The following is a 13,886-nucleotide window of genomic DNA, read 5'->3' as shown; positions in this document are numbered from 1 at the left end:
GAGCACCATGAGCGAAAAGACCGAACAACCTACCTCCAAGCGCCTGCGCGATTCGCGGCAAAAGGGCGATGTCGCTTACAGCAAGGACTTCACACAGACCTTTCTGATCCTGGCCATCTTCGGCTACCTGCTCGCCAGTGCCGGGCACATGGTCGAGGTGATGGGCCAGATGATCCTGCTGCCCACCACGCTGCTCAAGCTGGGCTTCAACGAAGCGGCCAACACCCTGGTGGAAGAACTGCTGCGGGAAGCTGCGTGGCTCACCCTCCCCATCATCGGCATCGTGCTGGGCGCCGGGGTGTTTGCCGATGCGCTGCAGGTGGGCGTGCTGTTCGCCTTCGAGAAACTCAAGCCGTCCGCCAAGAAGCTCAACGTCCTGGACAACCTCAAGAACATCTTCTCCAAGAAGAACCTCATGGAGTTCTTGAAGTCGATCCTCAAGATCGCCTTCCTGTCCACCCTGCTGACGCTGCTGATCAAGGACGCGCTGCCGATCATGACGAGCATTCCGCAGGCCGGCCTGCCGGGCCTGGGGCAGGTGGTGGCCGCGCTCCTCAAGACCATGCTCATCCACATCGGCCTGGCCTATGGCGCCATTGCGCTGGCCGACTTCGCCTGGCAGCGGTACCAGTACCGCAAGGGGCTGATGATGTCCAAGGACGAGATCAAGCAGGAATACAAGGAGATGGAGGGCGACCCCCACATCAAGCACCAGCGCAAGCACCTGCACCAGGAGATGATGCAGCACGGCGCCGTGGAAAGCTCCCGCAAGGCCACCGTGGTGGTCACCAACCCCACCCACCTGGCCGTGGCCCTGCGCTACGACGCCGAAGAAACGCCGCTGCCCGTGGTGCTGGCCAAGGGCGAAGGCGCGCTGGCCGAACGCATGATGCAGGCAGCCCGCGAAGCCGGTGTGCCGGTGATGCAGAACATTCCGTTGGCCCGCGCCCTCACCGAACATGCCGAAGCCGGCCAGTACATCCCTTCCGAGCTGGTGGAGCCCGTGGCGGAACTGCTGCGCCTGCTCCAGCAGATGAATGCCGATCCGGGCCTGTCCTGAACGTCGCTCCCGATCCCGAAACACCATGAAATCATCCGCCCCCGCAGACCCCGCTTCCGCCCGCCTGCTGCAGGCCTACGCCAGCCAGCACGGCCTGGTGGCACCGGGCGCCGCCAGCAGTGCCCCCGTCGACATGACCGTGGACGGCATCTACCGCATCCGCCTGCGCGCACTGCCCCAGGGTGGTGTGGCAGTGAGCGCGCGCCTGCGCACCTTGCCGGAGCCCGGCCCGGCCCGGGACGACATGCTGCTGGGCGTTGCGCGCCTGGCCTGCGGCACCATGAAGGACCATGCCAGCGGCTGCGTGGTCGATGAGCGCGCGCGCGCCATCTGGCTGCAGCAGACGGCGCCTGCAGCCTCCGGCCAGGATATCGACGACGCCGTGGGCGGTTTTGTGAATGCCCTGGCGTTCTGGTCCAAGGCCATCGCCACCGTCTGATTGATCCCCCGGTCCCTGCGCACGATCCGAACCCTATGCACGCCACTCCACGCTCCTTCTTCCCACGCATGCCGGCCGCTGGCCCGCTGGGCTCCGCCATCGCCCTGGCATGCGCGCTGCTGCTGGGCGCTGCGCCCGCGCAGGCCGGCACGCCGCCGTGGGCCAACGCGCCCTACAGCTACTACGCAGACAACGCGCCCATCGCCAACGTGCTGCGGGACTTTGCGAGCAGCTTCAGCCTGTCGCTCGAACTCTCGCCGCTGGTGGAGGGCAAGGTCAACGGCCGATTCAACGCACAGAATCCGACCGAGTTCATGGACCGGATGGCCAGCGTCTACGGGCTGACCTGGTTCACCCACGCCGGCACGCTGTTCGTGAGCCGCACCACCGAAATGAGCACCCGCAGCATCACTGGCGGCGGCAGCGGCATCGCCACGGTCCGCCAGGCGCTGACCAGCTTGGGCGTGCTGGACACACGCTTCGGATGGGGTGAATTGCCCGAGCAGGGGGTGGCGCTGGTCTCCGGCCCGCCCGCCTACGTGGCCTTGATCGAGCGCACGATGGCCTCGTTGCCGCTGATGGCGGGCGGACAGCAGGTGGCCGTGTTCCGCCTGAAGCACGCGTCGGTGGACGACCGGACCATTCTCTACCGCGACCGGCAGATCACGACGCCCGGGCTTGCGCAGGTGCTGCGCAACCTCATCAGCGGCAGTGCTGGAACTGCCGGGGTGAACAACGCACTGCTGTCGTCGGTGGCAGGACAGTCCGGCAACATGGCAGGGATGCCGGTGGCGGCCAACACCGCCGGCATCTCCTTCGACCCTGCAAGCTCCGGCATGCAGACCGGGCCTGCGGCCTCGGCGAATGGAACGGCGTCAGGCACGGGCGCGACCAACGCCCAGGGTTCTGGCTCGGGCCCGGCCGCAGGTGTGGGCGGGCGCGGGGGCTCTTCCGGGGCGGCGAGCGTGTCGTCCACCCGGCGGCTGGCGCCCTCCATCCAGGCGGATTCGCGGCTCAACGCCATCATCGTGCAGGACACGCCCGAGCGCATACCGCTGTACAAGGCGCTGATCGATCAGCTCGATATCCCCACGCCGCTGATCGAGATCGAGGCGATGATCATCGACATCAACTCCAGCCGCCTGGACGAGCTGGGCATCTCCTGGAGCGGCCGCCGCGGTGGCAGCGTGGGAGGCTTCGGCAACATGACCCGGGTCGACGATGGCAACGACTTGGTGCTGGGCGCCCTGCAGCGTGGCGCCAGCGTGGACCCCACCAGCCTCGTCGTCAGCTCGGGCAACTTCCTGATGAGCCGCATCCGCGCGCTGGAGGGCACCGGAGAGGCATCCATCCAGTCGCGTCCGTCCATCCTCACCATCGACAACATCGGGGCACTGCTGGACCTGTCCGAGACCTTCTACATCCGCAGCATCGGTGAACGCGTGGCCACCATCACGCCGATCACGGCCGGCACGACCTTGCGGGTGACGCCGCACTTCGTTCAGCGCGATGAGGGGCCCGTCATCCAGCTGGACGTGGACATCGAGGACGGGCAGATCCAGGAAACGACGGTCGACACCATTCCTACCGTTCGGCGCAGCGTGGTGAGCACCCAGGCCATCGTCGGCGAAGGGCAGACCCTGGTCATCGGCGGCTACAAAAGCACGCAGCGGACCAACGAGTTGAACAAGGTGCCTGGCCTGGGCGCCGTGCCCGTCGTGGGCCTGTTTTTCTCTAACCGCGTCAACAACGTCCAGTCGCGTGAACGCGTGTTCATGATCAAGCCCCGGCTGGTATCGCTGCCCTCCAACGTGGTATCGGCGGCGGATGCGCTGCGCACCGGCCCTGCGGTGGCCATGCCCCCGCTGAATGTGCCGCAGCCCGCACCGGTGGCCCCGGCATACTTGCCGCCGATGACCGGGAATCCCGCCACGCAGCAGTAGAGCGGCGCAACAAGGCCGGGGGATCTTCGGCAACTGGCGGAGAGGGGTGCCATGCCCCGCGCTCTGCCCCACCCTCCGCAAGGCGTGGGCAGCTCAAGGCGCTTGAGGGCGCGGCGGGATCGGTTTGTTCGAAGCGCGAGGACCCGGGTCGTGCGGCGTCCGGGCCGGGGTCTCTGCTGGCTGGACGGCATGCAGTGCGGGCAGCACGCCAGCCTCTCCTTCACCGCGCACGCGCCAGTGTCAGAACTCGAATTCCACGCCGCGGGCCAGAAGCTTTGCGCGCAAGGCGCTGCGGGCTCGCGACAGACGGCTGCGCACGGTGCCGACAGGCACGGTCAGCAACGCTGCGGCGTCTTCATACGACAGCTCATCGACCGCCACCATCAGGAGGATGTCCCGCATGCTCTCCGGAAGCTCGGCCATCGCCTCTTCCAGAAAACGCAGGTGCTGTGCCTGTTCCACGGCCTGCGCAGGCGTGAGGTGCTCGCTCGCCATCTCTGACAGCTCAGACTCGTCGGTGAACTCGTAGCGCCGATGGGGGGCCCGTGACAGGTGATTGCGCACGAGATTCATGGCAATGCCGTACAGCCAGGTGGACAGTTCTGACTGGCCCTTGAACGTCTCGTAAGAGCGCACAGCCTCCATGAATGCCTGCTGTGCCAGGTCTTCCGCATCGGTGGAGTTGCCGATGTTCTTGATGATGAAGCGGTGCAGGCGCACGCCATGGGCTTGCACCAGCGTGCGAAACAGGGCGTCGCGCTCGACCACTTCGTGCTCGCGCAGATCGCCCACTCGCTCCGGGGTGTCCGCCGCGGCGTAGGAAGCCGACAAGCTCTCAGATTCGCTATCGTGTCCGGGCATCGCCAGGGGCGGATATTCCGGGTGTGCACACTCAGCTGGATGGGCTCCAGAATTGGTAATAAGTGTTACAAAATGGGCGTGCACAGGGGGATTTTCACAGAGGAATTCCCACCTGTACAGCAAGAAGTGTGCGCTGCGTGCTTATGCGGATGGCGCCGCCATCAGTTTGCGTGTGGACGGGAAAGCTGCAGGGCTTGCAGCTCGTCACGCAGCCAATCGCGCGCAGTTTGCAGGGCCACCGGCGAGCGCCCTTCGCGCGCCGCAAGGTCGAACCGCTGTTGCATGGCGGCATCGATCGATTCGCGTTGCTGTGGCGTCACAGCGTCCGCCGAAATCCCGCTGGACCGGCAGGCTTCTTTGAACCCCGCTGAGTGCCCCGCCGCACTCACCGTGAGCTGGGTCAGAAAATCCACACCCTGCATCGTCTGACGGCTAGTCTGCGCCATGTCGATGGCCTGCATCACGGTGCGTGACGACAGCGGTTTGCCCGGAGCGGGGCCCAACCCCAGCTCGCGCACGACCGACGCCTGAATGCCCTGCGAAAAGCTCTGGCCCAGCGCCCCCACGAAGGCGGATGTGGAATCTGCTCCGGGCTCGATCCAGGCCACGGACCGCTGGGACGGCGTGGTCCCGGTGCCCAGCACTTTCCACTGCGCGCCGTCCCGGCTGACGTGCACCCAGTCCCCTTCCTGCGCGGCTTGCTGGAACGCGTCCAGCGAAGGGCGGGCAATGGCATCTGCAGGAGAGAGGCGGTTGGAAACGTTCACACGAAACAGGCTATTGAGGGGGTTCGTCGCTAGTTTAGTAACAAGGACTTCGTTGCGGTTCCACTGGTTTGCAAACGATTGTCAGCAGACATCAGGCCGGATTTTGGCAATGGTGTGTCTGCGGGACGCTGATGCGGATCAGTGTAGCGCGATCATTGTTCGCAATACTGGAACATTCAGTTCGTGACTGGGTGGTTTTTCTCTGGACACCACCGGCGTACAGTTCAACCCATCGATGAGCCGAACCCGCAAGGCGACTCACCGAACCCGGTTCAAGAATGGTTTTGTACCGGCTTTATTGAGACGCTTTTTAACTTCAAGGACTTTCATCATGAACAAGACCGCACGCTTCCTCTCCATCGCCGCTGTGTCCGCTTTCGCTGCCTTCGGTGCCCACGCGGACGAAGCCGACGCTTCGCAATTCGCCACGAAGTTCGACACGAACCGCACCCGCGCAGAAGTGGCTGCCGAAGCCTCCACCGTTGCCCAGACCCGCAGCATCGAGCCTGCTGGTTCGCGCGTCGTGACCTACAAGTCCACGGCCGACCGCGCTGCCGTGCGTGCCCAGGCTGCTGAAGCCGTGCGTGCTGGCACGATTCCTTCGGGCGAAATCAGCGCGATGTAAGCAACAACGTTCGGGGGGGCATCATTGTTTGCCACCCGATCGTGGCGATGCCTTTGGGTGTCGCCGCTGCGCAGGGTGGTTTGAAACAGCCCTCCGTTGCACAAAAAAGCGGGCTCCATCAAGGAGCCCGTTGTCGTTGGCGAACAGTACATCTCGCCTGACCTTCAAGCTTGGTTGCCCGCTATCGATGGACACCGCTGGCGGCGCACCAGCATCAGTTGGCAAGTGCTCCAAGTCCAGAGAAGGCAGGCCGCACAGGGCCGACGTTCAGCCGAAATGTTCGGCTGGCTAGATGGTTCATTCGACGACGGACAGAGTTGCCGAACTGGTCATCCGTCGGTCCATAAAAAAACCCGGCAAAGCCGGGTTTTTCTTGAAAGGTTGCCGATACAGCAACTCCGACGTCGCCTTACTTCTTTTGGCGAAACTTGCGCAGGGCTGCAAACTGGGCAGCCAGCACTGCCAGTTCGGACTGTGCCTTGGCCAGATCGATTTCGCTCTTGGCGTTTTTCAGCGCTTCTTCGGCCGAGGCCTTGGCAGCGTTGGCCTTCTCATCGTCCAGGTCCTTGCCGCGGATGGCGGTGTCGGACAGCACGGTCACGCGGTTGGGCTGCACTTCCAGAATGCCACCGGCGACGAACACGAATTCTTCGCGGCCGTCGGCCATTTCGATGCGCACCGAGCCCGGCTTGATCCGGGTGATCAGCGGGGTGTGGCGGGGAAAGATGCCCAGTTCGCCGGCTTCGCCAGGCAGCGCGACAAAGCGTGCTTCACCGGAGAAGATGGACTCTTCGGCACTGACCACATCAACGTGGATGGTGTTCATCATTGCTCCTAGGAAAAGGGGATGGGTTGCTTGACTGCAGTGGACGGCCGGGCAGCGCGGTGGCGCTGCTCAGCCACCGGGCAATCAGGCCACCTTCTTGGCCTTTTCGAAGGCTTCGTCGATGGTGCCGACCATGTAGAACGCCTGTTCTGGCAGGTGGTCGCATTCGCCGTTCACGATCATCTTGAAACCACGGATGGTTTCAGCCAGGGGAACGTACTTGCCTGGCGAGCCCGTGAACACTTCGGCCACGTGGAAAGGCTGCGACAGGAAACGCTGGATCTTGCGAGCGCGGGCCACGGCCAGCTTGTCGTCGGGAGCCAGTTCGTCCATGCCCAGAATGGCGATGATGTCGCGCAGTTCCTTGTAGCGCTGCAGCGTGCCTTGCACCGCACGGGCCGTGGCGTAGTGGTCTTCGCCCACGACGTTCGGGTCCAGCTGGCGGCTGGTGGAGTCCAGCGGGTCCACGGCGGGGTAGATACCCAGCGAAGCGATGTCACGGGACAGCACCACGGTGGAGTCCAAGTGAGCGAACGTGGTGGCGGGCGATGGGTCGGTCAAGTCATCGGCTGGCACGTAAACGGCCTGGATGGACGTGATCGAGCCGACCTTGGTCGAGGTGATGCGCTCTTGCAGGCGACCCATTTCCTCGGCCAGCGTAGGCTGGTAGCCCACGGCGGAAGGCATGCGGCCCAGCAGGGCGGACACTTCGGTACCGGCCAGCGTGTAGCGGTAGATGTTGTCCACGAAGAACAGAACGTCACGGCCTTCGTCACGGAACGATTCCGCGATGGTCAGGCCGGTCAGCGCCACGCGCAGACGGTTGCCTGGGGGCTCGTTCATCTGGCCGTACACCATGGCGACCTTGGACTCTTCGAGCTTCTCCAGGTTCACCACGCCGGAATCGGCCATTTCATGGTAGAAGTCGTTCCCTTCGCGGGTACGCTCGCCCACACCAGCGAACACCGACAGCCCCGAGTGGGCCTTGGCGATGTTGTTGATGAGTTCCATCATGTTCACGGTCTTGCCCACGCCGGCGCCGCCGAACAGGCCCACCTTGCCGCCCTTGGCGAACGGGCACACCAGGTCGATCACCTTGATGCCGGTTTCCAGCAGCTCTTGCGAAGGCGACAGTTCGTCGTACGCAGGGGCCTTGCGGTGGATGGATGCGGTCAGCTCCTGGCTCACCGGACCGCGTTCGTCGATGGGGTTGCCCAGCACGTCCATGATGCGGCCCAGCGTGGCCTTGCCCACTGGGACGGTGATGGCGTTGGCGGTGTTGCTGACCATCAGGCCGCGACGCAGGCCGTCCGACGAGCCGAGGGCAATGGTACGCACCACGCCGTCGCCCAGTTGCTGCTGCACTTCCAGCGTCAGGGCCGAGCCCTCGAGCTTGAGTGCGTCATACACCTTGGGCATCTGGTCGCGCGGGAACTCAACGTCCACCACAGCGCCGATACATTGAACAATCTTGCCTTGCACTTGAGCCATTTTTCGCTCCAATTTAGATGTTGGTTGAGCTGCTTACACAGCAGCGGCGCCAGCCACGATTTCCGAAAGTTCTTTCGTGATCGCTGCCTGGCGCGTCTTGTTGTAGACCAGCTTCAACTCGCCAATGACGCTGCCGGCGTTGTCGGTGGCGGCCTTCATGGCCACCATGCGTGCCGACTGCTCGGACGCCATGTTTTCCGCAACGGCCTGGTAGATCAGGGATTCGACATAGCGGACCAGCAGATCGTCGATCACGGTCTGGGCATCGGGTTCGTAGATGTAGTCCCAGCCATGTTCGGTCTTCTCGGCCTGCATCTGCTCGGACGACAGCGGCAGCAACTGCTCCACCACCGATTCCTGACGCATGGTGTTGATGAACTTGGTGTAGCTCAGGTACACCGCGTTGATCTTGCCTTCTGCATAGGCGTCGAGCAGCACCTTGACGGGGCCGATCAGCTTGTCCAGATGCGGCGTATCGCCCAGGCCCGTCACATGCGACACCACCTTGGCGCCGACGCGGTTCAGGAAACCCAGGCCCTTGTTGCCAATGGCCACCGCCTCCGTCGACACACCCGCGCCTTGCAACTCACGCAGCTTGGTCGTCACGGCACGCAACACGTTGGTGTTCATGCCGCCGCACAGGCCCTTGTCCGTGGTCACCACGATCACGCCAGCCACCTTGGCATCGTTCACTTTCATGAACGCGTGCACGTATTCGGGGTTGGCGTGGCCGAGGTTGGCTGCAATGTTGCGGATCTTTTCGCTGTAAGGGCGGGCAGCCCGCATCCGTTCCTGCGCCTTGCGCATTTTGGATGCAGCCACCATTTCCATGGCCTTGGTGATCTTCTTGGTGTTTTCCACCGATTTGATCTTGCCGCGTATTTCCTTGCCTGCTGCCATGATCGCTCCTCGTCCGGTTTAAGCGAACGACTTCTTGAACGCTGCGACTGCGGCGGTCAATTCGGCTTCTGCATCCTTGTCCATGGCCTTGGCCTGTTCCAGCTTGGCCAGCAGTGCGGCGTGGCTGGTCTTCAGGAACTGGTGCAGACCGTGTTCGAAGTCGAGAACCTTCTTGACGTCGATATCGTCCATGAAGCCCTTGTTCACAGCGAACAGCGTGGCACCCATCAGCGAGATGGGCAGCGGGCTGTATTGTGCCTGCTTGAGCAGTTCGGTCACGCGGGCACCGCGGTCCAGCTGCTTGCGGGTGGCTTCGTCCAGGTCGGAAGCGAACTGCGCGAACGCAGCCAGTTCACGGTACTGGGCCAGGTCGGTACGGATACCGCCGGACAGGTTCTTCACCAGCTTGGTCTGGGCGGCACCACCGACGCGCGACACCGAGATACCGGCGTTGATGGCGGGGCGGATACCGGCGTTGAACAGGCTGGTTTCCAGGAAGATCTGGCCGTCCGTGATCGAGATCACGTTGGTCGGAACGAAGGCGGACACGTCGCCGGCTTGCGTTTCGATGATGGGCAGTGCGGTCAGCGAACCGGTCTTGCCCTTGACTTCACCCTTGGTGAAGGCTTCGACGTAGTCGGCGTTCACACGGGCTGCGCGCTCGAGCAGGCGGCTGTGGAGATAGAACACGTCGCCAGGGTAGGCTTCGCGGCCTGGTGGGCGGCGCAGCAGCAGCGATACCTGGCGGTAGGCCACGGCTTGCTTGGACAGATCGTCGTAAACGATCAGGGCGTCCTGGCCGCGGTCGCGGAAGTATTCGCCCATCGTGCAGCCCGAGTAGGCCGACACGTACTGCATGGCAGCCGATTCGGAGGCCGATGCGGCCACCACGATCGTGTATTCCATGGCACCGGCTTGTTCCAGCGCGCGCACCACGTTCTTGATCGACGAAGCCTTCTGGCCGATGGCGACGTAGATACACGTCACGCCCTGGCCCTTCTGGGCGATGATGGCGTCGATGGCGACAGCGGTCTTGCCGGTCTGGCGGTCACCGATGATCAGCTCGCGCTGGCCACGGCCCACGGGCACCATGGAGTCGATGGACTTCAGGCCGGTCTGCAGGGGTTGGTCCACCGATTTACGGGCGATCACGCCCGGAGCGACCTTTTCGATCACGTCGGTGAGCTTGGCGTTGATGGGACCCTTGCCGTCGATCGGCTGGCCCAGGGCGTTCACCACGCGGCCGACCAGCTCGGGGCCGACCGGCACTTCCAGAATGCGGCCCGTGCACTTGACGGTGTCGCCTTCGGAGATGTGTTCGTACTCACCCAGAATCACGGCGCCGACGGAGTCGCGCTCGAGGTTCAGGGCCAGGCCGTAGGAGGGCTGGCCGTCCTTGGTGGCAGGGAACTCGAGCATTTCACCGGCCATCACTTCCGACAGGCCGTGAACGCGCACGATACCGTCGGACACGGACACCACGGTACCCTGATTGCGGATATCGGTGCTGGCGGCCAGACCTTCGATGCGGCTCTTGATGAGTTCAGAAATTTCTGCGGGATTGAGTTGCATGACTCTTTCCTTCTTTCTTTGGTTCGCTGTCCTCGCCGCGCGTTACGCGGTGAGGGCCGCTTTCATTTGTTCAAGACGGGCCTTGACCGAAGTGTCCAGCACCTCGTCACCCACCACTACGCGAATGCCACCGATCAGGGACTGGTCCAGCTGAGCAGTGAGGTTGAGCTTGCGGCCAAAGCGCTTTTCGAGCGCCGAGCCGACCTCAGCCAGTGCTGCAGCGTCCATCGGGAAAGCGCTGTGCACCACAGCATCCGAAGATCCGCTGCGGCCATTCACGAGGGTACGAAACTGTGCAGCGACTTCCGGCAGCGCGGCGAGGCGCCCGTTGTCGATGATCGTGCGCAGGAAGTTCTTGGCCGTGTCAGGCAGTGCCGAACGCGCAACACCCGTGAAGACGGCAAACACCTGGTCTGCCGTCACCTTGGGGTTGTCCGCCAGCAGACGCAACTGGGGGTTGGCGGCAATGGCCGCCAGTTCATCGACCCAGTCAGCGGTGCTGGCCAGGTCCATGCCCGCACCCGCGGTAGCGGCCTTGAACAGGGCTTCGGCGTAAGGGCGGGCAATGGTGGCGAGTTCAGCCATGTGTGTCCCCTTACAGCTCGGTCTTCAGGCGGTTGAGCAGGTCGGCGTGAACGCCGGCATTGACTTCCTTGCGGAGAATCTGCTCTGCACCTTTGACGGCCAGCGCGGCGACCTGCTCACGCAGGGCTTCGCGGGCTTGCACCGTTTGCTGTTCGGCTTCGGCACGGGCGGAAGCAACGATCTTGTTGCCTTCTTCCGTGGCGCGTGCCTTGGCTTCTTCGATGATGGCCTGGGCACGTCGGTCGGCGTCCGCAAGACGCGAGGCCGTTTCGTTGCGTGCCTGTGACAGTTCCTTCTCGACGCGCTGGTTGGCAGCGGTCAGTTCGGACTTGGCACGGTCGGCAGCAGCGAGGCCTTCGGCGATTTTCTGGGCTCGTTCATCCAACGCCTTCGCGATCGGGGGCCACACGAATTTCATCGTGAACCACACCAGGATCAGGAAGACGATGGCCTGAATGAACAGGGTCGCGTTGATACTCACGGCAACACCTTTCTAGAGTGGCGTTGAACGGGAATTACTTGGGCAGGTTGGCCAAGAACGTGGAAGCGAAGGGGTTGGCGAAAGCGAACAGCAGAGCGATAGCAACACCGATCAGGAACGCAGCGTCGATCAGACCGGCCAAGATGAACATCTTGGTTTGCAGTTCGTTGATCAGCTCAGGCTGACGTGCCGACGATTCGAGGAACTTGCCGCCCATCAGCGCGATGCCGATGGAAGCGCCGATAGCGCCGAGGCCAACGATCAGACCACAAGCCAGAGCGACGAGACCGAGAATGTTTTCCATGATGACTCCTGAGTTAAAAAAGAAAAGTTGAAAAGGAAAGAGAAACGAAAAGGGAACCGTTAGTGCGCGTTGTGCGCCTGACCGAGGTAGATCAGCGCAAGCATCATGAAGATGAAGGCTTGCAGCGAAATCACCAGAATGTGGAACAGCGTCCAGATGGTGCCAGCGATGACGTGGCCCACAGGCAGCAGCACACCCGACAGCGACAGTGCAGCTGCGCCACCCATGAGGGCGATCAGCATGAACACCAGTTCACCGGCGTACATGTTGCCGAACAACCGCATGCCATGCGATACGGTGTTGGCCACATATTCAATGATCTGCATCAGCAGATTGACCACGCCCAGGATGAGGGCGAAGATGGGATTCTTGCTGGTGCCGAAGGGTGCCGACACGAGTTCGTGCGCCCAGCCGCCGGCGCCCTTGATCTTGACGCTGTACCAAAAGCGCAGGATCAGGATGGCGAATGCCAGGCCCAGGGTGGTGGACAGGTCGGCCGTGGGCACGACGCGCAGGTAGGCGTGGTGCGGATCATGGCCGGCGGCGCCGTAGATCTGGGCCCAGATGGCGGGCAGCAGGTCCACGGGCAGCATGTCCATGAAGTTCATCAGGAAGATCCAGACGAACACCGTCAGGCCCAGGGGGGCGATGAACTTGCGGCTTTCGGCGTTGTGGATGTTGGCCTTGGCCTGGTTGTCCACCATCTCGACCAGCATTTCCACCGCCGCCTGGAAACGGCCGGGCACGCCGGAAGTTGCCTTACGGGCAGCTGACCACAGGATCAAAAGCGTGAGGGCACCCAGAACCAAACCCACGATGATGGAGTCGTAGTTGATGACCGTGAAGTCGACGATCTTGGTCTGGTTGACGTTTTGAAGATGCTGCAGGTGGTGAACGATGTATTCACTTGCAGTCGGAGCGTGCGCTTCTGCGGCCATCGGACAACTCTCTTGTAACTATCAATCGGTTTTTCGAACACCGGGCCGCACCATCAGTGCCACCCAGTACGTTTTCATTGTGATCACCATGCCTACCAGCAAAGCGATCCAGCTCAAGCCCGGCACGAGCCGGGGCGCCGCTGCGAGCAGCAGCACCGTCAACACAATCTTGGCAATTTCCCAGCCGAAGAATCCCACCATGGCGGCACGCGGATTGGCAGACGCCTTGTGGCGCAGCACCCCCCGTGCAAACAAGGCCGCCGGCAAGACCACCGCCAGAGCGCCGTACGCTGCAGACCAGCCCACCGACACCCTGCCCGTCAGAACCCAGGCCCCGAGGGCCACCAGCATTCCAACCACCGCCTGGCCCAGCACTACCTTCCACACCGAGATGGGAAGGTGGCGACTGCGCCACTGTTCGGCCTCTTGGGCAGTCAGGGGCTTGAAGTCGGATTCATCAGCCTCAGTTTCCGTCTCAGGAGCGATTGTTTTCATTGTTGAATGACGCCCGCGTTACAGACCGAAACTTTCACAAAGCCTCTAATTATAAGTAAAAACCCATGTAGGTCAGCAAAGACCCGCAATCGTGCGCCGAAAACTGTGCACTTGCGTGCTCCGGTGTGCGACGGCGCGACAGTTCCCGTGCACCCGGCGGGTGCAGGCACGCACCGCGTCGGCGCACATCTGCAGGCTCTCGGCCTGGCACGCTCACCACTTTGGCGCACAATGGACAAGGCTTTCCCGCTATAGAAACCGAAGCACTGCTCACCATGACCTCTTCCTCCCAGCCGCCAGCGAACGGCCACGACACCCCAAAGCCTAACGACTCGCGCAAGGACTCCTTGATCGAGTACCCCTCGAGCTTCCCGATCAAGGTCATGGGCGCCAAGGTGGACGGCTTCGTGCACGCCGTCACCGAACTGGCCCGCCAGTTCGACCCGACCTTCGACGCCGCCACCATTGAACTGCGCGACAGCCGGGCCGGCAATTACCTCGGAATAACCATCACCATCACCGCCACCAGCCGCGAACAGCTGGACGGCCTGTACACCGCACTGTCTTCGCACCCGCTGGTGAAGATCGTTCTCTGAGCG

The 13,886-nt window shown here is 63.0% G+C and carries 16 protein-coding genes; 5 read left to right on the top strand and 11 right to left on the bottom strand.

Annotation, left to right across the window (positions count from 1 at the left end; translation table 11 throughout):
- Positions 1 to 7 precede the first annotated feature (7 nt).
- From sctU to sctC, 3 genes are read left to right on the top strand one after another with little or no spacing between them, the layout of a single operon-like run.
- The gene (sctU, locus tag ACSQ3D_RS16710) at positions 8 to 1,060 is read left to right on the top strand and encodes a type III secretion system export apparatus subunit SctU (protein ID WP_056416851.1); all 1,053 of its coding nucleotides are present in this window, start codon (positions 8 to 10) and stop codon (positions 1,058 to 1,060) included.
- 25 nt (positions 1,061 to 1,085) lie between these two features.
- A complete protein-coding gene (locus ACSQ3D_RS16705) occupies positions 1,086 to 1,499 on the top strand; it encodes a CesT family type III secretion system chaperone (protein ID WP_436127647.1) in 414 nt (137 codons plus the stop codon).
- A 35-nt stretch (positions 1,500 to 1,534) separates the two neighbouring features.
- Positions 1,535 to 3,442, top strand: coding sequence for a type III secretion system outer membrane ring subunit SctC (sctC, locus tag ACSQ3D_RS16700; RefSeq protein ID WP_235504016.1), 1,908 nt, complete (start codon positions 1,535 to 1,537; stop codon positions 3,440 to 3,442).
- Positions 3,443 to 3,682: 240 nt separating this feature from the next.
- Here sctC and ACSQ3D_RS16695 read toward each other — a convergent pair whose 3' ends face one another.
- On the bottom strand, positions 3,683 to 4,273 hold the full coding sequence (locus ACSQ3D_RS16695; RefSeq protein ID WP_396507210.1) for an RNA polymerase sigma factor: 591 nt from the start codon (positions 4,271 to 4,273) through the stop codon (positions 3,683 to 3,685).
- 191 nt (positions 4,274 to 4,464) lie between these two features.
- Positions 4,465 to 5,070, bottom strand: a complete 606-nt coding sequence (locus ACSQ3D_RS16690) for a hypothetical protein (protein ID WP_396507209.1) — start codon at positions 5,068 to 5,070, stop codon at positions 4,465 to 4,467.
- 331 nt (positions 5,071 to 5,401) lie between these two features.
- Here ACSQ3D_RS16690 and ACSQ3D_RS16685 point away from each other — a divergent pair, with 331 nt between their 5' ends.
- Positions 5,402 to 5,695, top strand: a complete 294-nt coding sequence (locus ACSQ3D_RS16685) for a DUF4148 domain-containing protein (RefSeq protein WP_436127646.1) — start codon at positions 5,402 to 5,404, stop codon at positions 5,693 to 5,695.
- A 409-nt stretch (positions 5,696 to 6,104) separates the two neighbouring features.
- Here ACSQ3D_RS16685 and ACSQ3D_RS16680 read toward each other — a convergent pair whose 3' ends face one another.
- The 9 genes from ACSQ3D_RS16680 to ACSQ3D_RS16640 form a co-directional block, all read right to left on the bottom strand.
- Positions 6,105 to 6,521: a F0F1 ATP synthase subunit epsilon gene (locus ACSQ3D_RS16680; RefSeq protein WP_056164895.1), complete on the bottom strand. Its 417-nt coding sequence runs from the start codon at positions 6,519 to 6,521 to the stop codon at positions 6,105 to 6,107.
- Between the two features lie 84 nt (positions 6,522 to 6,605).
- The gene (gene atpD, locus ACSQ3D_RS16675) at positions 6,606 to 8,012 is read right to left on the bottom strand and encodes a F0F1 ATP synthase subunit beta (RefSeq protein WP_056416714.1); all 1,407 of its coding nucleotides are present in this window, start codon (positions 8,010 to 8,012) and stop codon (positions 6,606 to 6,608) included.
- Between the two features lie 33 nt (positions 8,013 to 8,045).
- Entirely contained in the window at positions 8,046 to 8,912 is an 867-nt protein-coding gene (atpG, locus tag ACSQ3D_RS16670) for a F0F1 ATP synthase subunit gamma (RefSeq protein WP_056416711.1), read from the bottom strand.
- 18 nt (positions 8,913 to 8,930) lie between these two features.
- Positions 8,931 to 10,484, bottom strand: coding sequence for a F0F1 ATP synthase subunit alpha (gene atpA / locus ACSQ3D_RS16665; protein WP_436127645.1), 1,554 nt, complete (start codon positions 10,482 to 10,484; stop codon positions 8,931 to 8,933).
- A 42-nt stretch (positions 10,485 to 10,526) separates the two neighbouring features.
- A complete protein-coding gene (locus ACSQ3D_RS16660) occupies positions 10,527 to 11,069 on the bottom strand; it encodes a F0F1 ATP synthase subunit delta (RefSeq protein ID WP_056416706.1) in 543 nt (180 codons plus the stop codon).
- 10 nt (positions 11,070 to 11,079) lie between these two features.
- Positions 11,080 to 11,550 carry a F0F1 ATP synthase subunit B gene (locus ACSQ3D_RS16655; RefSeq protein WP_007847746.1) on the bottom strand — a complete coding sequence of 157 codons (471 nt, stop codon included), beginning with the start codon at positions 11,548 to 11,550 and terminating at the stop codon, positions 11,080 to 11,082.
- Positions 11,551 to 11,584: 34 nt separating this feature from the next.
- Positions 11,585 to 11,854, bottom strand: coding sequence for a F0F1 ATP synthase subunit C (atpE, locus tag ACSQ3D_RS16650; protein WP_007847749.1), 270 nt, complete (start codon positions 11,852 to 11,854; stop codon positions 11,585 to 11,587).
- A gap of 59 nt (positions 11,855 to 11,913) precedes the next feature.
- Positions 11,914 to 12,792, bottom strand: a complete 879-nt coding sequence (gene atpB, locus ACSQ3D_RS16645; RefSeq protein WP_010467223.1) for a F0F1 ATP synthase subunit A — start codon at positions 12,790 to 12,792, stop codon at positions 11,914 to 11,916.
- 21 nt (positions 12,793 to 12,813) lie between these two features.
- Positions 12,814 to 13,287 carry an ATP synthase subunit I gene (locus ACSQ3D_RS16640; protein ID WP_056422903.1) on the bottom strand — a complete coding sequence of 158 codons (474 nt, stop codon included), beginning with the start codon at positions 13,285 to 13,287 and terminating at the stop codon, positions 12,814 to 12,816.
- A 275-nt stretch (positions 13,288 to 13,562) separates the two neighbouring features.
- Between ACSQ3D_RS16640 and ACSQ3D_RS16635 the strand changes: the two genes are divergently transcribed.
- Positions 13,563 to 13,883, top strand: coding sequence for a YbeD family protein (locus tag ACSQ3D_RS16635; protein WP_056416701.1), 321 nt, complete (start codon positions 13,563 to 13,565; stop codon positions 13,881 to 13,883).
- Positions 13,884 to 13,886 lie beyond the last annotated feature (3 nt).

Origin of the sequence: Acidovorax sp. LjRoot117 (assembly GCF_964252695.1) — a bacterium.
GTDB lineage: Bacteria > Pseudomonadota > Gammaproteobacteria > Burkholderiales > Burkholderiaceae_C > Acidovorax.
Note: the sequence above shows the minus strand (reverse complement) of the source record. Positions and strands in the feature narration are given on the sequence as shown.

Coding starts and splice junctions, on each gene's coding strand:
- ACSQ3D_RS16705 (WP_436127647.1), top strand. CDS start 1,086: ATGAAATCATCCGCCCCCGCAGACCCCGCTTCCGCCCGCCTGCTGCAG.
- ACSQ3D_RS16660 (WP_056416706.1), bottom strand. CDS start 11,069: ATGGCTGAACTCGCCACCATTGCCCGCCCTTACGCCGAAGCCCTGTTC.
- ACSQ3D_RS16680 (WP_056164895.1), bottom strand. CDS start 6,521: ATGAACACCATCCACGTTGATGTGGTCAGTGCCGAAGAGTCCATCTTC.
- atpD (WP_056416714.1), bottom strand. CDS start 8,012: ATGGCTCAAGTGCAAGGCAAGATTGTTCAATGTATCGGCGCTGTGGTG.
- sctC (WP_235504016.1), top strand. CDS start 1,535: ATGCACGCCACTCCACGCTCCTTCTTCCCACGCATGCCGGCCGCTGGC.
- ACSQ3D_RS16640 (WP_056422903.1), bottom strand. CDS start 13,287: ATGAAAACAATCGCTCCTGAGACGGAAACTGAGGCTGATGAATCCGAC.
- sctU (WP_056416851.1), top strand. CDS start 8: ATGAGCGAAAAGACCGAACAACCTACCTCCAAGCGCCTGCGCGATTCG.
- ACSQ3D_RS16685 (WP_436127646.1), top strand. CDS start 5,402: ATGAACAAGACCGCACGCTTCCTCTCCATCGCCGCTGTGTCCGCTTTC.
- atpE (WP_007847749.1), bottom strand. CDS start 11,854: ATGGAAAACATTCTCGGTCTCGTCGCTCTGGCTTGTGGTCTGATCGTT.
- atpA (WP_436127645.1), bottom strand. CDS start 10,484: ATGCAACTCAATCCCGCAGAAATTTCTGAACTCATCAAGAGCCGCATC.
- atpG (WP_056416711.1), bottom strand. CDS start 8,912: ATGGCAGCAGGCAAGGAAATACGCGGCAAGATCAAATCGGTGGAAAAC.
- ACSQ3D_RS16635 (WP_056416701.1), top strand. CDS start 13,563: ATGACCTCTTCCTCCCAGCCGCCAGCGAACGGCCACGACACCCCAAAG.
- atpB (WP_010467223.1), bottom strand. CDS start 12,792: ATGGCCGCAGAAGCGCACGCTCCGACTGCAAGTGAATACATCGTTCAC.